Source organism: Plantactinospora sp. WMMC1484 (assembly GCF_049315195.1).
Classification (GTDB): Bacteria; Actinomycetota; Actinomycetes; order Mycobacteriales; family Micromonosporaceae; genus Plantactinospora.
This window is the reverse complement of sequence record NZ_CP186055.1, coordinates 311,659-333,602: the sequence shown is the minus strand read 5'-3', so window position 1 is coordinate 333,602 and position 21,944 is coordinate 311,659. Positions and strand designations below refer to the sequence as shown.

The following is a 21,944-nucleotide window of genomic DNA, read 5'->3' as shown; positions in this document are numbered from 1 at the left end:
TAATCCGGCACTTCGACCTTGCCGGAGCGGACCGGTCGGGCAATGGTTTCTCCGCCTCGGAAGTGCCAGGCTCGCGGTGGGGACCGGAGCCGCGTACAGCCGCCCGACGCGGGGGCGTAGGGTTTCCCGTGCCGGCAACGTTCGATATGTTGCGGTGCGGGTTCCGGGTTCGGGCCGATTCGGGCCGAGTGGTGACCTTCCGGTTTCGGAGGGTCGATGGCAGTAGAGCATGGACAGGATGCGTGACTACCCTGGGTAACGCCAGAAAGACAGACTGCTGTCGAATCGCCGGGACATCCCGATGCGCTTTCAATCGGTGACAACCTGGGCTTTCTTCTTGAGTTGCGGCGTGATGGAATCTCGGAGGTCCGACCCGCCCGGGTCGGTCGATCAGCGGTGCCCTGGGCCATTGGCCGGGTACTGGATGGGAAGGCGGTGACGTGAGCAAGCGGCCGAAGACAGCAAGCCCGATCCTGTCGCGTCTCCGCTGGCCGGTCGCCGGCCGGCTGCGCGACATGCCGATCTGGTCGAAGCTGGGTCTGATCATGATCGCGCCGACCATCGCGGTCGTCGTGGTCGGTACGACCAGCATCGTCGACCACATGGAGACGTTGGACGACGCGAACCGGGCGCACACCCTGGCGACGCTCGCCCAGGCCTCCGGAGGGCTGGTGCACGAGCTCCAGGACGAGCGGGCGGGCGCGGTGCTGCTGCTCGGCTCGCGCAACGACGCGGACCGGAAGACCAACCGCGAGACCTACAGCAAGGTGCACCCCGAGGTCGACAGGGCCAAGGCGCCATACTCCGAGCGCCGGGCGCAGCTCGACGAGCTGCCGGCCAACTTCGACGCCCTGCTCGGCCAGATCGACCAGGGCCTGGCCGACCTGCCGGGGATCCGCAGCCAGGTCATCAACTCCAAGTTGAAGCTGACCGACGCGGCACAGTCGTACGAGGGTCTGATCAACGACCTGTTGAACATCCGGGACCTCGCCTCGCAACTCGCCGGCGACTCCTCGCTGAGCGACCGGATGCGGGCCGCCGCCGCCAACGCGCGCGGCAAGGAGTTCCTGTCGATGCGCCGGGTCGTGGTGCACCGTGCGCTGATCGACAACCGGCTCACCGCGGCGCTGCAGACCGACTACATCGCCACCGAGACCGGTCAGCAGCAGGCGTTGCAGACCTTCAAGGCGATCGCCACCGGTCCCGAGTCCGCCTTCTACGACGAGACGGTCACCGGCGCCGACGTGCGCGAGGTCGACAGTTACGGCGGCTGGATCCGGGGTCGGACGGACGAGAGTATGTCCGACGCCCCGTTCGACGCCGAGGACTGGGACTCCGCGATGCTCGGCAACGCCGAGCTGATCCGCGCGGTGGAGGGCAGGCTCGACTCCGACGTGCTGGCGGAGGCCAGCGCGCTCCGCGACGACGTGCAGCGCCAGGTCTTCCTGGAGACCGGCCTGCTGCTCAGCATGCTGCTGCTGGCGGTGCTCTTCGCATATCTGGTGGCCCGCTCGATGGCCCGCTCGCTGCGCGAGCTGCGACACGGCGCGCTCTCCATCGCCCAGTACGGCCTGCCGCACGCGGTGTCCCGGCTGCGCGACCCGCAGGTGATGGGACAGATGTCACCCGTGCAGGCCGCCAACCAGATCGCCGAGCCGCTACCCGTGCGGAGCAAGGACGAGTTCGGCCAGGTCACCGAGGCGTTCAACGCGGTCCACCTGGAGGCCGTCCGGACCGCGGCCGAGCAGGCCGCGCTGCGGGCCTCGGTCGCGACGATGTTCGTCAACCTGGCCCGCCGCTCGCAGATCCTGGTCGACCGGCTCATCGGTCACCTGGACCGGCTGGAGCGGGGCGAGGAGGACCCGGACCGGCTGGCGGAGCTCTTCCAGCTCGACCACCTGGCCACCCGGATGCGGCGCAACGACGAGAACCTGCTGGTGCTCGCCGGTGCCGACTCGACCCGGGTGCAGCGCGAGCCGGCGGCGCTGATCGACGTGCTGCGGGCAGCGCAGTCCGAGGTCGAGCACTACACCCGGATCGAGTTCGGCACGGTCGACCGGGACATCGAGGTCCAGGCCAGCGCCGTCAACGACCTGGTGCACCTGGTCGCCGAGCTCTTCGACAACGCCACGGCCTTCTCACCGCCGGACTCGCAGGTGATGGTGGAGGCCCGTCGGGTGGGTGACCGGGCGACCCTCTTCGTCGAGGACCGGGGCATCGGCATCACCGCCGAGCAGTTGCAGGACCTCAACGAACGGCTCGCCACACCGCCCGCGGTCGACGTGACCGTCTCCCGGATGATGGGCCTGGTCGTGGTCGCCCGGCTCGCGTCCCGGCACGGGGTGATCGTCGAACTGCGTCCCGGTCACGACCGCGGCACGGTCGCCGATGTCACGTTGCCCGCCTCGATGCTGATTCCCCGGGCGCTCTCCGGTCGGCCGCAGCAGCCGGGTGGCCGACCCGTCGCACCGGAGCCGTCCGCCCGGCCGACGTTCGGCGCCCCGCTCGCTCTGGAGAGCGGTCCGGCGATGCCGCCGGCCCCACGGTTCGGCGACCGCGACACCGCGCCGCACGGTCGGCCGTACGACCGGCCGTACGAGCCGGCGATGAACGGTGGCGGGCATGCCGACGGTCCGCCGGCGGGCCGGCCCCGGGACATGCCGGCCTGGGGCGACCTGACCGGTGCCCGGGCGGCACGCAACGGCAACGACGCGTTCACGCCACGGACCCCCAACGGGCACGGCACCGAGCCGCTGCCCCAGCGGCGGGCGGCCGAGTCGGATCCGTCGGGTCTTTCGCCGAACGAGACCACGATGTCGGGGTTCATCCCACGGCAGCGTCCGGTCACGCCGGAGCCGCAGTCGAACGGGCTGAACGCACTGCCGCCGGTCTCCGCACCACCGGTCTCCGCACCACCGGTCTCCGCACCACCGTTCGGCCTGACCTCGCCGCAGGCGCCGCCGCCGGTCGCGCAGCCGCCCGTCCCGGCGGGCAACGCACCGCCGGCCTGGCCACCGGTGAACACACCGGACCGGGAGGCCAGCGCGCCACCCGTTCCGGAACGCCTGGCCGCGGCGCTGGACATGACCGCCGAACTGCCCCGGATGGCTCGGACCTCCGCCGCCGAGGCGGCGAACGCGGCGGAGAGCCGGCCGAAGTTCGCCGACGAGACCATGGAACTGCCGATTTTCCGGGAGCTGGAGTCGGCCTGGTTCCGGACCCGCCGGAAGCCCGAGGAGACCGGCGGTCAACCCCAGAGAGCCGGCTCGGTCACCCAGCCGGCTGGCCAGGCCGTCGCGGTGGACACCGCAGTCCCCGGCATGGGCCAGGCCACATCCGTATCGACATCGACAGGCAACGCGGCGACGATGCGCCCGCAGCCCGGTGGCCAGCAGCCGGGCAACGGGCCGGTCACCAACGGCACCGGCCGACCGGATGCGTCGGCGGGCGGCTGGCGTACGGCCGCCGACGACGGTTGGCGGGCAGCCATGGCGGCCACGACGGCCGCCGGCGCTCCGGAGGGGCAGACCACCCAGACCGGGCTGCCCAAGCGGGTGCCGATGGCCCAGTTGGTGCCCGGAGCCGTGGAGAAGCCGACCACTTCGGTGCAGCGTCGCACGCCTGAGGGGGTGCGCGGGCTGCTGTCCGCGTACCACCGTGGGGTTCAGCGTGGCCGCACGAACCCGACGGACGACCAGTCGACCAGCCCGGAGGCGACTCCGGCAGGGCAGCAATCCCCGCAGGCCGAGGTGGGCCCCGCGACCGCAGGCGGCCAGAAGGAGCATGAAGGATGACATCTACCCAGGATCTCGGTTGGCTGTTGGCCAACTTCGCCGATCGTGTTCCCGGCGTCGCCCACGCGATCGCCGTCTCGGCGGACGGCCTGCTCCTGGCGTCGTCACGGGACCTCCCGCGCGACCGGGCGGACCAACTCGCCGCGATCGCATCCGGCCTGGTCAGTCTCACCCAGGGGGCGGCACGCTGCTTCGAGGGTGGGGCGGTGTTGCAGACGGTGGTCGAGATGGACAATGGTTTCCTGTTCCTGATGTCCATCTCGGACGGCTCGTCCTTTGCGGTCCTCGCCGCCCGCAGTTCCGACGTCGGGCAGGTCGGATACGAGATGGCACTGCTGGTGGACCGGGTGGGCGACGCGCTGACGCCGCAGCCCCGGGCCGCGGCGGGGATGCTGAGCTAGGTGGTACCCCGGCCGGTGTGGCTCGCCGGCCGGTGCGACGACAATGGAACAATGACGAACTCCAGGCTCTGAGCCTCGGGTACGGCGAAAGGAGGTGAACGGCGATGATGGCCGAACGCGACGAGCCGACGGGTGCTCTGGTGCGGCCTTACGCCGTCACCCGTGGTCGTACCCGGCCGAGGCTCGACATCGCCCTGGAGGCGCTCGTCGAGACGACGGTGCGCGGTCGGTCCGCCGGAAACGGCAATGGCGGCCAGGGCCGGGAGCATCAATACATCGCCGCGCTGTGTGATGGTCGGCTGCAGTCGCTCGCGGAGATCGCGGCGCGGATGCAGTTACCGCTCGGAGTGGCTCGGGTCCTGATCGCCGACATGGCCGCTGATGGCCTGGTGGCGGTGCACGAACCGACAATCCTGGACGACTCGAACGACGCGGTGGGCACTGAACTGCTGGAGAGGGTGCTGAGTGGACTTCGCAGGCTCTGACATGTCGCACCGCCCGACAGCCGGGCGCGTGACATCGGCGAAGATCGTCATCGCCGGTGGCTTTGGCGTCGGCAAGACGACGCTGGTCGGATCGGTCTCGGAGATCACGCCGTTGACCACCGAGGCGATCATGACATCGGCGGGCGTGGGTGTCGATGACACCCGCCAGGTGCCGGGCAAGACGACCACCACGGTCGCCATGGACTTCGGTCGGATCTCGATCGACCGGGATCTCATCCTTTACCTGTTCGGCACCCCGGGCCAGACGCGGTTCTGGTTCATGTGGGACGAGCTGGTGCGAGGGGCGATCGGGGCGGTGGTCCTGGTGGACACCCGTCGGTTGGCCGACTGCTTCGCGGCCATCGACTTCTTCGAGCACCGGCGGCTGCCGTACCTCGTGGCGATCAACTGCTTCGACGGGATGCAGTACCACGACCCGCAGGATGTGCGGGACGCGCTGGCGATCTCGAACGAGGTGCCGGTCGTCGCCTGTGACGCCCGGAACCGGGAGTCGACCAAGCACGTGCTGATCTCGCTGGTCGAGTACGTGCTCACCATGCGGCGTTCGCGCGCCGTCGCCCCGGCCTGATCGGCGCGGTACGCCGCTCGTCGGGAGGCCCGGCCGTGGGGTCGGTGCCGTCGTGCCCGACGAGGCCGTCCGGCCCTCGCCGGGGCGACGGTCGCCGGTAGGTCGGCGACGCCCGCGTCGCGGTGCGACGCACCCTCCGCGATGCTGCGCTCCTCGCGTGGTGATGCGCCGTTCTCGGCCGGTGACCCGCGATGTTCCGCGCCCTCCAGCCCGGTCGCTGCGCCGGGTCGCTTGATGGCTGCGCCGGGTCGCTCGATGGACGGACGTCGGCCAACGGACTGCCGGACCGCCGCTAACGGACTGCTGCGAACGTGACTCGCGGGACGGTCAGGAGACCCGGCTCCAGGCTCCGGAGATGACAGTGAAGACCCCGAGCGAGTCCGGCTCCATCCCGCCGTGCCGGATCGGTGCGAACGAGTACGCCCCGGCGATCCCGTCGGTAATTTGATTGCCCAGGTAGGCGCGGAGCCGACCCCGGTCGACGCTCTTGCCGAGTCGGGCGGCGTTGACGACGAGCCGGAGCGCGTCCGACGCATACGGCGCGAATCCGCTGAACGAGCCGTGCAGGTGGATGTAGCGGTAGATGAAATCCCGCCGGTCCAGTCCTGCCGTGGTGGTGTTCGTCAGCGACGAGCTTCCGAGCGAGCTGGGATGCACCACGTAGGCGCCCTCGACCGCCGGTGCGTTCGTCTCCGAGAGGGTGTCCTCGGCGACCGCGCCGGAGTCGAAGAAGAGCCGGCCCTCGTAGCCGATCCGCCGCAGCGCCCGGGCCGCGGTGCCGGAGAAGGGTGCGGTGCCCCAGATGATGACGGCTTCGGGCTCCGCGTCGGCCACCCGGCGGGCCGCCGGGCGGAAGTCGGCGTTCTCGGCCCGCGGCAGCCGGGCGGACCTGACCAGTTCGACGTCCACGGCCTTCAGGGCCGCTGTGACGGCCCGTAGGCCCGAATCGCCGTGCCCGCCCGTTGCGACCAGCAGGCCGACCCGTTCGAAGCCCTGGGAGCGAATCAGCGGGGCCAGCGTGCGGGCGACGTCACGGGAGTCGGGGGTGAGCTTGAAGATGTACGTTCGCTGCGCCAGCGGCACGGTGAGGTTGTCGGCGGAGGCGAAGGAGATGAACGGCACCTGCTGCTGCTGTGCGATGGGGATGATCGCGAGCGACGTCTCGGCAAGGCATCCGCCGATCAGCGCGTGCACGTTCTCCCGGGTGGCCAACTCGGTCGCGTGCTGGGCGGCGAGCCGTGGTTCGCTGGCGTTGTCCCGGACGACCAGCCGGATGGTGCGGCGAAGGTTGCCGACCGGTACGCCCTGCTCGTTGAACTTGTCAGCGGTGATCCGCAGGGCGCGTTCCTGGAGGACTCCCAGGGCCTGGCCGGCGCCGGTCAGTTCGAGACTCGCGCCCACGACCAGCTCCGTCGAGCCGGGCCCGCGCGGTCCGGGGCCGCCCTCGTCGTCCCGCCCGCAGGCGGCGAGCAGGCTGGTGGCCGCTGCCGCCAGGAGTCCCCGGCGGCTCAGGGTCCACGCATCGCTCAGGGTCCACGCCTCGACTGCCGGTCTGGCCATCGTTGCCACCCTCCATGCGCTGGTCGTAGGTGTCGCCCACGGTCCCGGGTATGTTGCGGCAAGCGGCAGATGCCGTCAACACCACAGGGTGTGGCGAGAAACACCAGGTGGACCGAGGTATGAGGCTGAGTGGCCAGTCAGTCGGCCGGCTCGGGCCGTACGGGCCGGCGGCCGGCGTCGACCGGCGGACCGGGTCGTGGCGGCGGGTGTCCAGCCGAGTACGCGCAGCCGCCGCCGGCTTCTCCCACCGGCCGATCGCGCCGGCTCACGGCGGGGCTCGTGACGGCATTCAGAAGCGTGCCCAGGAGCGGGTGCCACCGGGTGACGAGCAGTGGTGGGGTCCTGCGGGGGCGGGAGTGGTCGGGTCCAGCGGGGTCAGGAGCGGTAGCCGGCGGAGCGGTATTCGTAGTCGCGGTTGTCCGCCCGCTCGTCCGGATCCCGACTGAAGTCCCAGCCACCGGCGGCCTCCCGCCCCGGGCGGCCGCCGACGGCGTAGCCGCCGATCTCCTGGCCGCGCCGCCAGCCCCGGAAGTAGCCGGTGGTGTGCTCGGCGATCCGCGCCGCGTCACGCACGATCCGCAGTGGCCGCTCGTCCCGCAGCGGCGAGCCGGGCACCAGGTTGGCCTGTGGCACCCGCTTGGGCAGGCCGGCGCTGGTCGAGGCGCCCACCGAGGGCCGGGCCGCCTGCTCGGCGGCCTGCCAACCGCTGTCGGCCGTCGATGCCCACTCGACCTCGGTCTCTTCGGCGTGGCCGGTGAACCAGGCGGACTTGGCGGCCGCGAAGATCAGCAGGTCGCCGTCGTCGTCGGAGACGGGGGACTCGGTCGGCTCCACGCCACGCCGGGGCAGGCCCGGCCCGCCCCGGGCCGGCTCCTCCCGCTCCACCAGGCGCAGCGGCGGGTTGTCGGCGGGCAGGTCACCGCGGCCGCCCCGCTCGGCCGGCGGCGGTTCGACCAGGCGCAGCGTGGGAGGCTCCGGCGGCAGGTCGTCCGCCTGCCACGGCGGGGTCACCCGGCCGTCGCCGGGCGGAGTGCTGACCGGCGCGTTCCGCTCACCGGACTGCCCGTACGCCGGGTGTCCCGCACCGGTCGCCCGGTCGTCGTGGTCATCGCCCGGTACCAGCGGCCAGTTGGCACGGGAGCCGGGCGGCGGCGGTGGCTCGGGCCGGGTGGCCGGCACCGAGACTGTCAGGCCGGCGGCCGAGATCGTGCCCGGGCGCGCCGCTCCGTCCCCGTTGGTCTTGGGGCGGGGCGTGATCGGGGTCGGCCGGCGTTCGTTACGGGCACTGTTGATCGCCGCCGTGGTCAGGGTGGCCCGGAATGGTTCGCCGGCGTCGGCGGGCGGGATCGACCCCCGCTGCGTCGGTGGCATCGGAGTCATCCCGGGCGGCGGGGGCGGCGGCGCAGAGACCGGCCGGTTCGCCAGCGGATCGTTCTGGTACGCCGGTGGCGCCGAGGAGGGCATCGCCGAGCGGGACCCGCGCGGCGCGCCGGAGACCGGCACCGCCGGCATGGCGAGCGTCGCGGCCGGGGAGAGCGGGGGTGCGGAGGCGGGAGTGACCGGTGGCGGCGCCATGGGCGGCGGTGCGACCGGCGGCGGTGCGACCGGCGGCGGCCCCAGCGGTTGCGGGGTGGCGGGGCCGTTGCTGGCCGCTGCCGGCTGGTGCCGGCCACGCCGGCCCGAACTGGGCACCGGTTCGCGGGCCGGACCGGAAAGTCCGGTGCCGCTCGGCGTCGGTGAGGCGGCCTCGCCCGCGCTGCGCCGCCCCGCCGCGCGCCGGCCCGGAGCTGGGGTGACCCGGGCGGAGAGGGTGGCTATCAGCGCGTCACAACCGGCGTCGCAGGCGCGTACCGCCGCCACCGCCTGCCGGACCGCCTCGGCCGAGGCGGAGGTGAAGGCCTTGTTGGTGATGCCCCGCGGCGGTGTCTCCGCGATCGCGACCCGCAGCGCCGTGACCGCCTCGGTGATGACGTCACTCTCGGCGACGCCGTCCGCGGCGAGGTGGGCGGCGATGGCATCGGTGGCCACCGAGGTGTCCCGACCCCGAGCGCTGGTCCCACCGAACATGCCCGGCTCGGGAAGGGCGTCCAGCACGGCCAGGGAGACCGGCTCGGCCGGATCGGGATAGGCCCGCAGCGCGGCCGGGTAGAGCTCGCGCAGCACCTCGCGCAGAGCCACGGCGGCGGCGTGCCGGCCGTTGGCGAGCGCGGCGTGCGCGGCGAGTACCGGTTTGAAGCTGATCAGCTCGCGCGGCGGGGGCAGGCTGGCCGCGGAGAGCGCGCCGGCCTGCAGGGCCCGGGCGAGCCCGACGGCGCGCCGCTCGGCCGGGGCGGACTCCCGCTCCTCCACGGACTCGTCGTCGGCGAAGCGCTCGGCGAAATCATCGACGGAGTCGTCGTCGGCAATGGCCAGTGGACGACCGGCCGCACTCAGCAGCGAGGTCACCAGGTGGTCGTCGCTGTCCGCCGCGACCGCCGCGCCGCTCGGTCCGCTGCTCCGTTCGACGAGCACCGTACCGAGCTGGGCGTAGCCAGCCGGATCGTCGGTGATCTCGCAGACGTGGAGCAGCCTGCCTGCGTCATCGACCACCGCGGAGGTCAGCGTCGTACCGGCCGGAGCCGGTCGACCCGCCACATCCGCAGAGGCCAGACCGCAGTACACCCGCACGAGCGCCACGGCGTCGTCCTCCTCCCGAGACACAGGTGGTGTGCCAAAGACTGATGCTCCCTGGTAAGGGGTCAGTCGCGCCAGTCCACGGCGGCAGAGATCTTGCCGATAATCGTGCGCCACCCGAGACTTGCGGTTTGTGCCCCGATTTTCTTGAGTCGCCGCCGACCCCGGATCCTGCCGAAACCACCGGCCGCGGTGGCCCGTAGCGCCTCGTCGAGGTCGTCCAGGCTGGAGCCGGGAGAAAGCATATCCAGTACGGCGGGGAGCCGGAGCGCGTAGGCGAGGTCACGGGCGACCTCGCCGGCCTCGATGAGCAGGGTCGGGTCCCAGACGTCGTGCCCGCCGCGAAGGTTCTCCACGACGAGGTCCAACTCGTAGGAATCCTCGTCAAGCGGTGCGATGTCGGCCGGCTCGAGCCGTTCGACGAGCTGGTCCCAGGTGTCCAGCTCGGCCAGATCGTGCGGTGCCCCCGACCTCACGAATGTGACAAGTGCCTCAGGGGTCTTGAAGAGCAGCAACTTGCCGCGGTGCGTGAGGAAGGCCGGGACATCCTCGGCCTCCTCCGCTTCCTCTTCCTCTTCCTCTTCGGCCGTGTCGGTGGTGGTGGTGTCCGTGTCGTCGTCGGACTCCCTGCGGCCGCCGGCCCGCTCCGCGTCCTCCCGATCGGCCTCGGCGAACTGGTCGGCGACGTCCTCGTCGAGGATCACGACGGTCTCGTCGCCGTCCTCCTCGTCATCGACCTCGGCCCGCCGCGACCGGCTGGCGAAGATGTCGTCCTGCTCCCGGTCCTCGATGTCGGTCGGTGTCAGCACCCCCTCCGGGCGGTACGCCCGCAGGGTGAAGCCGGCGCCGCTGGGCAGGGCGATCTCGACCGGGTCGATCCGGACGTCTTCCCACAGCGACCGGTCGGCGGCGCCGGCCGTCGTGCTGTCGACGCCGGCGGCGTCGTCGGGGGTTGCCGAGGAGTCGGAGCCGTTCTGCCCGGGGCCGGCAGCTTCGTCGCTTCCGGCCGGCTGGTTGCCGGGCTCGTCGGTGTCGGGCCGGTGGGACGACTGGCGGGCCACGCTGACCTCCGTGTGCGCTCGATATGGGCACCCAACCGGCGGGGGGAGCCGGCGGATCGGTGACTCTGCGCACACACCCTAGTAGGCCGGCGGCGGACGCGGATGCCGGCACCCCGTTGGAGTTCCCTGCGCATATTAGTAGGCTTGCTACTTATGAACGCCCAGGCTCTGCACGGCCATCTCGATGCACTGCTGCTCGCGGTGCTGGAGCAGGGCGCGCTGCACGGGTACGCCATCATCGAGGCGCTCCGGGCCCGCAGCGGTGGCGTGCTCAGCCTGCCGACCGGCACCATCTACCCGGCGCTGCGCCGGCTGGAGCGGGCCGGCTACGTCAGCAGCGCCTGGAGTACCGTCAACGGCCGCGAGCGGCGGACCTACGAGCTGACCGGTGCCGGGCACCGCGCCCTGGCCGGTGAGCGGAGCAGTTGGCAGGAGTTCAGCTCGACGGTGGGGCGGTTCCTCGGCGGGGCGGCCTCGCCGGGCGCACCCGCCTGACCGCTCCGACCGGCGCCGCCGGATCGCCCCTCGGCGGTTGCCGATCGCCGCTCGGGCTGTCAGCGAGGTCACCCTCGGGCTGTCGTGACCGCCCTCAGGAGCCCACGGCGAGACGGTCGCGTTCGGCCTGCGTCTGGCGGAGCCACTGGTCGCGGTACCAACCGGGGCACTCCACCAACCCGGCATGGCTGCCCCGTTGCGCGATCCGGCCCGCGACGAGCACGACGACGTCGTCATATCGGTCCAGACCCGAGAGTCGATGGGTGACCAGGATCACCGTCCGGTCCGGACCGGCGTACGCGGTCGCCGAGGCGAGCACCCGGTCGGCGGTGTCCGGGTCGAGACCCTCGGTCGGCTCGTCGAGCACGAGTACTCCGGTCGGAGCCGCGAGCAGCGCCCGGGCGAGTAGCAGCCGCTGGCGTTGCCCGCCGGAGAGTTGGCCCCCGTCCTCGCCCACCATCGTCTCCCAGCCGGCGGGTTGCTGCCGTACCCAGTCGAGCAGGCCGGCCGCCCGGGCCGCACCGGCCAGCTCGTCGTCGGAGATCCCGGTCCGACCGAGCAGCAGGTTCTCCCGGACCGACGCGTGGAAGACGTGTGCCTCGGCGAGCAGTCCGCCGACGACCCGGGGCAGCCGCTCGACGGGGAGGTCGGCGAGGTCGACGCCGTTGAGGAGGACCCGCCCGCTGCCCGGCCGGACCATGCCGGTCAGCACGGCGAGCAGGCTGCTCTTGCCCGCGCCGCTGGGACCGACGACGGCGATCCGGGTCCCGGCCGGAAGATCCAGGCTGACGCCGTCGAGCGCGGGTACGCCCTGCCGGCGGTAGCGGAGACCCACCTGCTCGACCCGGCAGTGCAACCGTCCCGCGACCTCCTCGGCACCGTGGTCGCCGCCCGGCCCGGCGGTCGGCCCGGCGGTCGGCCCGGCGGTCGGCCCGCCGCCGGGCGTCACCAGCAGGTCGGCCACCCGGCCCAGCCCCGCACGTGACCGGATCCACTGCCGGGCGGCCCCGACCAGCGCCAGGGCCGCCTCCACGGCGGCGAGCGTGCCGACGGCGAGCACCGCGACGAGTACGCCGTCGACCCCCGTCCGGAGCGCCACGCTCAGCACCGCGACGCTGGTCGCTCCGGCCACCAGCACCGCGAGGCCGTCCACGGCCCAGCCCACCGCCGCCGTCCGACGTTCCAGGCGGGCCAGTTCGCGGGCCCGGGCGTCGGCCCGGTCCAACGCCGACCGGGTCGCGCCGAAGGCGGCCAGGTCGGCGGCGCCCGAGGTCAGATCCACCGCGTCGGCGGCGAGCGCGCCGCGCAGTGGTGCGACCCGGTTGGCGGTACGGCGGGTGAGCAGCGCCGCCAGCGCCGGAAGTGCCCCTCCGGCGACCAGCAGCCCGCCGGCCAGAGCCAGCCCGGCGAGCGGCTCGACGGCGGACGCGCCGGCCACGGCGAGCAGCCCGACGGTTGCCGCCGCGGCACCGGGAACCAGCACCCGGAGCAGGAGATCCTGCACCGCTTCCACGTCGGAGACGAGCCGGCTGAGCAGATCCCCGGAACGCTCCGGAGCGCTGTCGGGCGGATCCTGCCCAGCGGTGCCGGCGGAATCCTGTCGGGCGGTGTGCCGCCGGGCGGTGTGCTGTCGGGCGGTGTGCTGCCGGGCGCTGTCCGGCCCCCGGGCGGCCAGCGCGGCGAAGACCCTGGTCCGCACCTCGGTGACGACCCGCAGAGTGGCGTCATGCCCGGCCAGCCGTTCGGTGTAGCGCAGTATTCCCCGGCCGATCGCCAGGGCCCGCACCGCGACGATCGCCACGGTGAGGGTGTCCAGTGGCGGTCGGCCGGCGGCGCTGACCAGCAGCCAGGTCGCGGTCGCCAGCAGGGCGAGCCCCGCGAGTTCGGTACCGGCGGCCAGCAGACCGGCGCCGACCAGCCGACCGAGGTACGGCCGGGCCAGCCGCCAGACCGTACGTTCGGGCCGCAACATCACGCGACCACCTCCCGGGGCGTTCTGGCGTCGGGCGCCGCCCCGGTTCCGGTGGCCGGCTCGACGGTCTCCTCGGTCACCCGCCCGTCCTCGACCCGCAGCACCCGGTCCGCCCCGGCCAGCAGCGCCGGGCGGTGCGCCACGAGCAGCGCGGTACGCCCGGCGACCAGTCGCCGGGTGGCGGCGAGTACGGCAGCCTCGGACCCGCCGTCCAGTCGGGCGGTCGGCTCGTCGAGCAGCACGATCGGAGCGTTCCGCAGGAAGGCCCGGGCCAGCGCGACCCGCTGCCGTTCGCCGCTGGACAGCCCGTGGCCGCGTTCGCCGAGCAGGGTGTCGAGGCCGTCGGGGAGAGCGGTGACGACCTCGTCCAGGGCGGCGTCCCGGGCCGCCTGCTGGACTGCCCCGACGGGTGCGTCCGGGATTCCGAGCCGGACGTTGTCGGCCAGCGAGGTGCCGAAGAGGTGCGCCCGCTGCGGCACCCAGGCCAACTGCCGGCGCCACCGGTCCAGGTCCAGGACGGCGAGGTCGGTGCCGCCGACGGTGATCCGCCCGCTCGTCGGGCTGGCGAACCCGAGCAGCAGGTTGAGCAGGGTGCTCTTGCCCGCGCCGCTCGGCCCGACGATGGCGATCCGCTCGCCGGGCCGGACGGTGAGGGTGACGTCCCGCAGCGCCGTGGTGCGCGGATACTCGACCGTCACGGACTCGAACCGGATCTCACCGCCTGTCCAGTCGCCGTCCGGCCCGCGCCTGTCCGGCCCGTCGCCGTCCGCCCCTCCGCCGGCCGGCTGGTCTGCCCGGCCCACTGCGGATGCCAACTCGGGCCGCCCGGCCGCAGTCCCGCTCTGCGGCTGCCCGGCCGCCGCCCGGCCGCCCGGCCGCCCGGCCGCCGGCCGACCCTCCGGCTGGCTGGCCGCCACCCGGCTCTCCGGGCGCTCGGTCGGTTCGCGGCCGAGCAGGGTCAGTGCCTCGTCCAGCGCGGTGAGTCCCTCCTGGCTGGCGTGGAACTGGCTGCCGGCGGCGCGCAGCGGCAGGAACGCCTCCGGGGCGAGCAGCAGCACCAGCAGCGCCGTCTGCAGGGCGAGCCCGCCGCCGAGCAGCCGGAGACCGATCGGGACCGCGACCAGCGCGACCGAGACGGTGGCGACCAGTTCGAGTACCAGGGCGGAGAGGAACGCGATCCGCAGCGTCCGCATGGTCGCCGCCCGGTGCCGGTCCGCCATCCGCCGGACCACCGCCACCTGGGCGGAGGCCCGGCCGAACAGGTGCAGGGTGGGTAGCCCGCGCACCATGTCCAGGAAGTGGCCGCCGAGCAGGGCGAGCCGGCGCCACTGGCGCTCGGTGGCGGTCTGGGCCTGCCAGCCGACCAGTGCCCCGAAGATCGGGACCAGTGGCAGTGTCACCGCGATGACCAGGGCGGAACTCCAGTCGGCGAAGACCAACTGGGCCAGTACCGCCAGTGGCACCGTGACGCTCAGCACGAGTTGGGGCAGGTAACCGGTGAAGTACGCGTCGAGCGCGTCCAACCCGCGCCCGGCCAGGGTGGCGAGCTGGCCCGTACGCTGCCCGGAGAGCCAGCCCGGTCCGCGTCGGCCGACGGCGTCGAGCAGGTCGGCGCGGAGCGTGGCCTTGACCGTCGCCGCGGCGCGGGCCGCCACCGTCCCCTGCGCCCAGAGCAGGGCCGCCCGTCCGGCCACGCTGGCCAGGAATCCGGCCAGGGCGGTCCGGTCGAGCCGCCCGCCGGCCGCCTCGGCCAGCACCGTGGCCAGCGTGGTGGCCTGGGCGATGACCAGCGCGGCGCCGGCGACGCCGAGGACCCCGAGCAGCCCGAGCTGTCGCCGCGCACCGGGCACCTGGCGCAGCAGACGGGGATCGAACGGCCGGCGTTTCAGCGGTGCCGGGCCGAGGCGTCGGCCCGGCGGCTCATCCGGCTCGGCCGGTGACCATCGGGGATCCATCTACCACGCAACTTCTCGGCCAGCTTCCGGGTCGGGGCCATCTTACTACGTTATGTAGTAGAGATCCGTGGGTCAGTTCAGGAAGAGCGACACGGGCAGGCTGACCAGAGCCACGGCCAGTGCCAGCGCGGTCGCGCCGGGCAGCCGGCCTGGCCGGCGGGCCACCAACAGTCGCTGGACCCGGACGTCGAGCCCGCCATCCGCCACGCCGAGGGCGCCGGCCGGGGTGACCCGGGAGCCGGCACCGGCGAAGCGCAGCAGTGCGGCGGCGAGCGGGGCGTCGGCATGCAGCCGCCGGGCCTTGTCGTCGGCCCGCATCTCCACCAGCAACGCCACGGCCTCGTGTGCGGCGCGCACCCAGCGGACGCCGGGCAGGGCCCGGCAGAGTGCGGTGAAGGGGAGCAGCACCAGATCGTGTCGCTCGTCGGCGTGCGCCCGCTCGTGACTGAGTACCGCGGCGAGTTGGGCCCGGTCGAGCAGGTTGAGGGTGCCGGCGCTGACCACCACCCGCGGCCGTACCCCCGGCAGGCAGTACGCGGCCGCGCTGGGATGGTCGAGTACCAGCGCGCCGGGTGCCGCCGGATCGTCCCGGGCCACCAGCGTGAGCAGGTCCCGGTGCCGGCGCTGGGCCCGCAGCGCACCGAGCAGGCTGCGTGCGGTCGAGCCGAGCAGCACCGCCGCCACCCCCACGCCGATCCCGACCAGCCCGAGGTGGGTCACACCCATGCCGGGCGGAAGATCACCGCCGCCGACGAGGTCGCTGGTGAGCGAGCGGAGTGCCGAGCCGGTGCTCTGCTCGTACGGGGCGAGCCCGAGGGCGATCGGCAGCCCGATCGCGGAGAGCCCGAGGGCCAACCCCACCGCCTGCCAGCAGATGATCGCGACCCGGGGGCTGTGCCAGGCCCACCCCGCGCCGAGCCGGCCGGACCGGGTCAGCATCCGGGCGGCGAGATAGCAGGCCAGCACGGCGAGTGCGAAGTGCGCGGCGTACGTCATCGGCTCAGGCCTCGCGGTTCGCGGCGGGCGGTCGATCGGCCTGCGCGGGCCTGGTCGGTGCTTCCGACTCACCGGGCTCCACCGGTGCGTGCGCCGCGATGTCGCCGGCTTCCCCGGCGAGCGCCGCCCGCAACACCTCGGCCTCGGTCCCGGTGACCGAGCGGGCGAACCGGACCAGCGCGGCGTCCCGGCTGCCGGCCAGGTCCAGGGCGTCGAGCATCAGCCGGGCGATGTGCGCCTCGCGGCTTGCCGCCGGTCGGTATCGCCAGGCCCGCCCCTCCCGCTCGCGCTCCACCATGCCCTTGCCGGCCAACCGGTCGAGCACGGTCATCACCGTCGTGTAGGCCAGCTCACGGTCCCGCAGCACATCGGCGACCTCGCGTACGGTCGCCCCGGCACCGGCGCCCCGGTCCCAGAGCACGTCCATCACCGCACGTTCGAGATCACCGAGTCGTGTCACGGCACCAGCCTACTACCCGGTGTCGTAAGATGCCGACCCGCCGGCTGCCCAGCCCGTCCGGCGTCACAGCGGTCAGCTAGCCGTCGCTCCGGTCAGCTAGCCGCCATGGTGAGGTAGCCGCCGCCATCGCGGCGCACGGTAACCTCTGTCTAACATACTGCGGCGGAGGACGAGTGCGGCATGAAGAGAGTCGGACCGGACGTCGAGGGACAGTTGGTCGATCTCGACGACATCCCGCTGGCCCAGGTGCTGCTGCTGGACGACGACGAGAGCGTGCTGGCCAACTCGATCCGGAGGGTCATCGATGCGGCCCAGCGGGACCCCCAGGACACCGTGGCAGCGTTCAACAACTACGTCTGAGGCGCTGCCGGGGAAGGTGATCGGGGGCGGTGCTGCCGGTTCCGACAGGGTGGTCGGAACACCGATCCGGCAGGTGCTGCTCAAAGTCCACAGCCGGTGCAACCTGGCCTGCGACTACTGCTACGTCTACCAGCACGTCGACCAGACCTGGCGCAACCGGCCGAGGACGATGTCCCGGTCGGTGGTCGAGCTGGCGGCGACGCGGGCTGCGGAGCACGCCCAACGGCACGATCTCGGCCGGCTGACCGTGATCTTCCATGGTGGCGAACCGTTGCTGGCCGGCCGGGAACTCCTCGCGCACGCCGCCCGCGCGGTCCGGATGGCGGTGCCGGTCACCACCACCGTCGACCTGCGAATCCAGACCAACGGAGTGCTGCTGGACGAGGCGTTCCTCGACCTGTTCGCGAAGCATGGCATCCGGGTCGGGGTAAGCCTCGACGGTCCGGCGGCGGCGAACGACAGGCATCGGGTCTTCGCCGGGGGTCAGGGCAGTCACGGCCTGGTCGCGCAGGCGCTGGACCGGCTGCGTCGGGAGCGCCACCGGCACCTGTACGGCGGGATCCTCTGCACCGTCAACCTGGAGAACGATCCGATCGAGGTGTACCGGCACCTGCTGACCTTCGACCCGCCCCGGATGGACTTCCTGCTCCCGCACGGCAACTGGAGCACACCACCACCCGGCCGGCGGACCGACACCGCCGACGCGCCGTACGCCGAGTGGCTGATCCAGATCTTCGACGAGTGGTACGCCACCAGGCCGCAGCGGACCCGCATCCGGCTCTTCGAATCCCTCATCGATCTGCTGCTGGGAGGAAACAGCGGCAGCGAGGTGGTGGGGCTGAGCCCGAGCGACCTGATCACGGTGGAGACCGACGGCGCGATCGAGCAGGGCGACGCGCTGAAGACCACCGAGGAGGGCATGGCGGCCACCGGGCTGCACGTGGCGTCGTCGACCTTCGACGAGGCGATCGCGCAGCCGTCCTTCCAGGCCCGGCAGGCCGGCCTGGCCGGACTCGCGGCCAGCTGCCGGGCCTGCCCGCTCGTCCGGGTCTGTGGCGGCGGTCTCTACGCCCACCGGTACCGCGCGGCGAACGGGTTCGACAACCCGTCGGTGTACTGCCGTGACCTGACCAGGTTGATCCGTCACATCCACGCCCGGCTGAGCACGGAACTCTCCGCGCTGCGGACGCGCGAGCCCGGATAGCCGACCCCGCGTTCAGAACTGCAGCAGATCGATCTCGCACTCCGCCCGCTCCCCGGCGAGAATCGCGGCGGTGAGCGGATGTTCCTGACCGACGCCTCGGGTGGCCCGGGCCAGCAGATCGGCCCGAAACTCCGCCAGCCCGTCGACCACTCCGAGCGCGGTCCGGCTCGCCGCCAGGTTGCAGCCGGCCGCCAGCACGTCCGGGTGTGTCTCGTGCAGCACCAGCATCATCGCGTCGTACGCGGGAATCTCCATGGCCAGCGCCGCTGCCGGATCGCCGAGGGCGAACCGGACGTTCGCCGCGATGACCGAGCACTGCAGGGTGTACGGATGGTCGGCGCCCAGGTTGCTCCGCAGACCGCCGACCACCCCGTCGACCAAGCGGCGGGCGCTGTCGAGCTCGCCGTTGCGTCGCAGGTAGATGACGAGATTCCCCTTGAGCGTGAGGGTGTCCGGTGCGTCGTCGCCGAGGATGTCGCTCTGCCGCCGCGCCACATCCCAGCCCAACTCGAGCGCCTCCACCTGGTTGCCCAGCGCCGAGAGGGTCAGCGCGAGCGTGTTGGCACAGGCGAGCCGATCCGCGTTGGTCACCGGGCGGGTGGCGGTGAAGGTGGCGTAGGTCGTCCTGGCCAGTGCCAATGCGGCGTCGAGCTGGCCCAGCCGCCGGAGGGTGGCGACGAGTTCGATCCGGGTGCGCATGGTGGCCGCCTGGTCCTCGCCGTGGACGTCGCGGTGCCCGCTCAGCGCGCTCTCCAGCACCCGCCGGCTGGCCCGTAGATCACCGGAGAGCCTCAGCACCCTGCCGTAGTTGGTGGCCGAGAAGAGCGTGTCCGGGAAGCGTTCGCCGAGGAGTCGCCGCCGGCCCTGGTACGCCTGCTCGTGCAGCCGGCGGGCCTCCTTGTAGTTGCCGATCTTCTCCAGGGTGACGGCCAGGTTGTTCATCGCCCGGTAGCTGCGGCGGTGGTCGGTGCCGTAGAGGTCGACCGCCTGGCGCAGTGCCTCCTCGCCGAGCTCGCGTGCCCGGCCGTACTCTGCCTCGGTCCACAGATCGGCCGCCAGCCCGGCCATGCAGAGCAGGGCGTACTGGTTCCGGAGCCCCACGGTCTCCCGCAACCCCCGGTAGGCATCCTCGCCCAGCCGCCGGGACTCGCGGTACCTGCCCGCCGGGCGGAGCGCGTTGGCGAGGAAGATCTTGGCGGCCAGCACCTTCAGGTCGTTCTCCGGCCACAGCTCCCGCCAGGCGATGAGCGCGGACTGCATCAATTCGGCGCTCGCGACGAAGTCGCCGCGGCGGAAGAGGTAACGCCCGACGTCGAGGACGAGCTGCCGGACGTCCTCGTCGGTCGAGTCCAGCGCGCCGGCGGCCTCCACGTGCGGCCAGAGGCCGGCAAAGGCCGGCCAGGTCGCCGGGCGCTCCGAATCGCCCGGACTGGCGGCGACCAGGATCTGGTGTACGTGCCGCCGGTATCCGGCCGCCACCTCGCTCGGCATCCGCTCCCGGATGACGGCCGATACCAGCCGGTGCATCTGGGCGCTGCCCAGCGCGTCGTTGAAACTGGCCAGGGCGTACCGCCGGGCCTGCGCGATCAGCCCGGCGAAGGTGGCGTCGTCGCGCAGCGCCGGGTCCTCGGCGGCCACGACCTCGATCAGCTTGCGGCTGTAGAGCAGCGTCGCCGGAATCGGCTCCGGCCCGAAGAATGCCAGCAACTCGGTGAGCCGGGCCGCCGGCGGATTCTCCTCGCGGAGCTGGTCCAGGGAGAGCAGCCAGGTCACCGCGCCCGCGCGTTCGTATCCGGCCGGCGGATTCTCCGCGAGCAGTCGGGACAGCTGCCGGTCGAGCAGGGCAAGGTACCGGTCGACCGGCATCCGGGTCGCCGCCAGCCAGGAGCCGGCCTGCTCGACGGCGAGGGGCAGGTCGCCGAGCGCCTCGGCGACCTGCTCGGCCTCCCGCTGACTCAGGGCCGGCATCCGCTGCCGCAGCAGCTCGACGCTCTCCTCCCGACCGAACGGCCGGACCTCGACCAGCTCCCCGGCCTGGCCCCACACCGGATCCCGCGACGTGACCAGGACATGTGCGGCGCCGCGCGGGAGGAGGTCGGCCACCTCGGCCGGCGCCCCGGCGTTGTCGAAGACGAGCAGCCACCGCCGGTCCGTGGCAGGTCGTTCCAGGGTGTCGAGCAGCAACCGGATGCGGTCTCCGGTCGTCGCCGCGCCGGCGATCCCGAGTTCGTCGGCGAGGTCGATCAAGCCGGCTCGGGCCATGCTGTTCTGGGCCGCCGAGATCCACCACACGGCGTCGTAGTCGGTGGCGAACCGGTGTGCGTACTCGTTCGCCACCTGGGTCTTGCCGACTCCGCCGATGCCGCTGAGGACCAGCGGCGGGACCGGGGCGGGCCGGGTCGACAGATATTCGCGGATCCGGGAAAGCAGCAGGCGGCGACCGGTGAACCGCACGTTGCGCAACGGCAGCCGGGAGACCCGGGGCGGTGCCGGGAAACGGGGTGCCCCGGGCCCGGTGCCGGGCTCGACGACCGGCCGGTTGAGGATGGCCAACAGGCCGTTGCGGGCGGTCTCGGCAGCCATTCCGGCCACGTCCAACACCCCGAGTCGTTCGAGTTCCTCCGGCGGTGGGGTCCCGTCCAACGAGAGGGTCAGCACGCTCGGCCGGCCGGGTTCCGCGGTTGCCGTCAGGCGGCGGAGCCACTCCGCGAACCTGCGGGGCGGTCGGTACGACGCGGAGAGCAGCACGGTGACGAGGTCGGCGTCGGCGGCGGGCTCCGGCTCCGCCACCCCGTCCCGGTCCGGATCCGCTGTCTCCCGCAGGACGGTCGGCAGCCCCACCTCGGCCATCACCCCGGCCACCCACTCCGCCCAGACCCGGTCCTCGGCCGCGTAGCTGATCAGCACCCGGGTCATGGCCCGCGGCCGGGTGCGCTCGAACCGGGTCAGCCAGTGCCGCCGGACGGACTCGTCCAGCGGCGCGAGCGGCCGGACGTGCGCGCCGCCGAGGACGGTGGCCAACCGCTCGTACGCGGCGAGCAGCGTGGCCGGCTGCCGGGCCCGGTCGCCGAAGACCGCCAGGATCTCCTCGTACGCGTAGAACAACTTGTACGGGATCTCCACGTCGGCCCAGTACCGGGCCCGGACCTCCGGATCGAGGTGGTCGAGGAAGGGCGCGAACCGGACCCAGGCGTACTCCCGACCGGCTTCGAGCTTGCTCTGCTCGCCCTCCTCGACCCGCATCGGCACGGGCAGGATCCGTACCGGCTCGTCCAGCCGGAGGTGGCGGATGGACCGAGCGACGGCGACCGCGCCGTCGATGCTCTGCGTGCTGAGGGTGAAGCAGTTCAACACGACATCCGGCAGCAGCACGGTGCAGATCCCGGCGCTGTCACTCAACCCGGTGCGGCTGTCGATCAGGACGAAGTCGTAGTTGTCGCGCAGGTTCTGGCGCAGTTCGGCGAGGAAGGCGGCGCCGCCGAGCCGGTCGTAGAAGCTGGGCCAGTCGAAGGTGCTCACCGTCGCGGAGTAGGCCGGCCCCTGCCGCCCGGCCGGCAGCAGGTCGAGCTCCCCACCGTCGCCGAACCGCCAGTCCAGGGAGACGGCATAGCGCCGGACGTCGGGGCTCGTCGCCGTCGGGGCTGTTGCCGGCTGCTGTCCCTGCACCGCCGAGGCGGCGAAGTCCCGCACCAGGTCGATGACGCCGTCCGAGGCGTGCAGCTGGGGATCGGTCAGCAGGGGGTGGAAGAACCGGTGCAACCCCGGTGACTCCAGGTCCCAGTCCACCGCGAGAACCCGGTGCCCGTTGCTGGCCAGGATCCAGGCGATGTTGGCCAGCGCCATCGTGCGGCCGGTGCCACCCTTGTACGAGTAGAAGGTGATGATCTGTCCGGCGGTCCTGGGTGGCGCGGCTGCGGCTGCTGCCGTCATCGACACCAC

General features: G+C 72.8%; 14 protein-coding genes and 1 pseudogene. 7 read left to right on the top strand and 8 right to left on the bottom strand.

The window, feature by feature from the left end:
* Positions 1 to 440: 440 nt before the first annotated feature.
* The 4 genes from ACN28C_RS01425 (at position 441) to ACN28C_RS01410 (ending at position 5,269) form a co-directional block, all read left to right on the top strand.
* Positions 441 to 3,794 carry a nitrate- and nitrite sensing domain-containing protein gene (locus ACN28C_RS01425; RefSeq protein WP_422771813.1) on the top strand — a complete coding sequence of 1,118 codons (3,354 nt, stop codon included), beginning with the start codon at positions 441 to 443 and terminating at the stop codon, positions 3,792 to 3,794.
* Positions 3,791 to 4,195 carry a roadblock/LC7 domain-containing protein gene (locus tag ACN28C_RS01420; RefSeq protein WP_421496973.1) on the top strand — a complete coding sequence of 135 codons (405 nt, stop codon included), beginning with the start codon at positions 3,791 to 3,793 and terminating at the stop codon, positions 4,193 to 4,195. The genes ACN28C_RS01425 and ACN28C_RS01420 overlap by 4 nt, the downstream gene beginning before the upstream one ends.
* A 107-nt stretch (positions 4,196 to 4,302) precedes the next feature.
* A complete protein-coding gene (locus ACN28C_RS01415) occupies positions 4,303 to 4,680 on the top strand; it encodes a DUF742 domain-containing protein (RefSeq protein ID WP_101371820.1) in 378 nt (125 codons plus the stop codon).
* Position 4,681: 1 nt separating this feature from the next.
* The gene (locus ACN28C_RS01410) at positions 4,682 to 5,269 is read left to right on the top strand and encodes a GTP-binding protein (RefSeq protein ID WP_101369592.1); all 588 of its coding nucleotides are present in this window, start codon (positions 4,682 to 4,684) and stop codon (positions 5,267 to 5,269) included.
* Positions 5,270 to 5,596: 327 nt separating this feature from the next.
* Here the strand turns inward: ACN28C_RS01410 and ACN28C_RS01405 are convergent, their stop codons facing one another.
* The 3 genes from ACN28C_RS01405 to ACN28C_RS01395 all read right to left on the bottom strand — a co-directional run bounded on the left by ACN28C_RS01405 (position 5,597) and on the right by ACN28C_RS01395 (position 10,563).
* Positions 5,597 to 6,829 (bottom strand): ABC transporter substrate-binding protein, encoded by a 1,233-nt coding sequence (locus tag ACN28C_RS01405; protein ID WP_422771812.1) that lies wholly within the window; start codon positions 6,827 to 6,829, stop codon positions 5,597 to 5,599.
* 375 nt (positions 6,830 to 7,204) lie between these two features.
* Positions 7,205 to 9,529, bottom strand: coding sequence for a transposase (locus tag ACN28C_RS01400; protein WP_422771811.1), 2,325 nt, complete (start codon positions 9,527 to 9,529; stop codon positions 7,205 to 7,207).
* 38 nt (positions 9,530 to 9,567) lie between these two features.
* On the bottom strand, positions 9,568 to 10,563 hold the full coding sequence (locus ACN28C_RS01395) for a DNA primase (RefSeq protein WP_422771810.1): 996 nt from the start codon (positions 10,561 to 10,563) through the stop codon (positions 9,568 to 9,570).
* A gap of 153 nt (positions 10,564 to 10,716) precedes the next feature.
* On the opposite strand from ACN28C_RS01395, the gene ACN28C_RS01390 reads away from it, so the two are divergent.
* Positions 10,717 to 11,058: a PadR family transcriptional regulator gene (locus ACN28C_RS01390; protein ID WP_422771809.1), complete on the top strand. Its 342-nt coding sequence runs from the start codon at positions 10,717 to 10,719 to the stop codon at positions 11,056 to 11,058.
* A 94-nt stretch (positions 11,059 to 11,152) separates the two neighbouring features.
* Here the strand turns inward: ACN28C_RS01390 and cydC are convergent.
* The 4 genes and pseudogenes from cydC to ACN28C_RS01370 all read right to left on the bottom strand — a co-directional run.
* Positions 11,153 to 13,111: pseudogene (gene cydC / locus ACN28C_RS01385) on the bottom strand (thiol reductant ABC exporter subunit CydC); the annotation flags it as partial.
* Positions 13,030 to 14,919 carry a thiol reductant ABC exporter subunit CydD gene (gene cydD, locus ACN28C_RS01380; protein WP_422774923.1) on the bottom strand — a complete coding sequence of 630 codons (1,890 nt, stop codon included), beginning with the start codon at positions 14,917 to 14,919 and terminating at the stop codon, positions 13,030 to 13,032. The gene cydD and the pseudogene cydC, both read right to left, overlap by 82 nt.
* Positions 14,920 to 15,057: 138 nt before the next feature.
* Complete coding sequence (locus ACN28C_RS01375; RefSeq protein ID WP_422771808.1) at positions 15,058 to 15,981, bottom strand: M48 family metalloprotease; 924 nt, start codon at positions 15,979 to 15,981, stop codon at positions 15,058 to 15,060.
* 4 nt (positions 15,982 to 15,985) lie between these two features.
* Complete coding sequence (locus ACN28C_RS01370; protein WP_422771807.1) at positions 15,986 to 16,441, bottom strand: BlaI/MecI/CopY family transcriptional regulator; 456 nt, start codon at positions 16,439 to 16,441, stop codon at positions 15,986 to 15,988.
* A gap of 180 nt (positions 16,442 to 16,621) precedes the next feature.
* On the opposite strand from ACN28C_RS01370, the gene ACN28C_RS01365 reads away from it, so the two are divergent.
* Together ACN28C_RS01365 and ACN28C_RS01360 are read left to right on the top strand one after the other, a co-directional pair.
* Complete coding sequence (locus ACN28C_RS01365) at positions 16,622 to 16,801, top strand: hypothetical protein (RefSeq protein WP_421496982.1); 180 nt, start codon at positions 16,622 to 16,624, stop codon at positions 16,799 to 16,801.
* 49 nt (positions 16,802 to 16,850) lie between these two features.
* Positions 16,851 to 18,005 carry an FxsB family cyclophane-forming radical SAM/SPASM peptide maturase gene (locus ACN28C_RS01360; protein WP_422771806.1) on the top strand — a complete coding sequence of 385 codons (1,155 nt, stop codon included), beginning with the start codon at positions 16,851 to 16,853 and terminating at the stop codon, positions 18,003 to 18,005.
* A 12-nt stretch (positions 18,006 to 18,017) separates the two neighbouring features.
* Here the strand turns inward: ACN28C_RS01360 and fxsT are convergent, their stop codons facing one another.
* Positions 18,018 to 21,935: an FxSxx-COOH system tetratricopeptide repeat protein gene (gene fxsT / locus ACN28C_RS01355; RefSeq protein WP_422771805.1), complete on the bottom strand. Its 3,918-nt coding sequence runs from the start codon at positions 21,933 to 21,935 to the stop codon at positions 18,018 to 18,020.
* Positions 21,936 to 21,944 lie beyond the last annotated feature (9 nt).

Coding starts and splice junctions, on each gene's coding strand:
- ACN28C_RS01420 (WP_421496973.1), top strand. CDS start 3,791: ATGACATCTACCCAGGATCTCGGTTGGCTGTTGGCCAACTTCGCCGAT.
- ACN28C_RS01415 (WP_101371820.1), top strand. CDS start 4,303: ATGGCCGAACGCGACGAGCCGACGGGTGCTCTGGTGCGGCCTTACGCC.
- ACN28C_RS01410 (WP_101369592.1), top strand. CDS start 4,682: ATGTCGCACCGCCCGACAGCCGGGCGCGTGACATCGGCGAAGATCGTC.
- ACN28C_RS01405 (WP_422771812.1), bottom strand. CDS start 6,829: ATGGCCAGACCGGCAGTCGAGGCGTGGACCCTGAGCGATGCGTGGACC.
- ACN28C_RS01390 (WP_422771809.1), top strand. CDS start 10,717: ATGAACGCCCAGGCTCTGCACGGCCATCTCGATGCACTGCTGCTCGCG.
- ACN28C_RS01375 (WP_422771808.1), bottom strand. CDS start 15,981: ATGACGTACGCCGCGCACTTCGCACTCGCCGTGCTGGCCTGCTATCTC.
- ACN28C_RS01365 (WP_421496982.1), top strand. CDS start 16,622: ATGAAGAGAGTCGGACCGGACGTCGAGGGACAGTTGGTCGATCTCGAC.
- fxsT (WP_422771805.1), bottom strand. CDS start 21,935: ATGACGGCAGCAGCCGCAGCCGCGCCACCCAGGACCGCCGGACAGATC.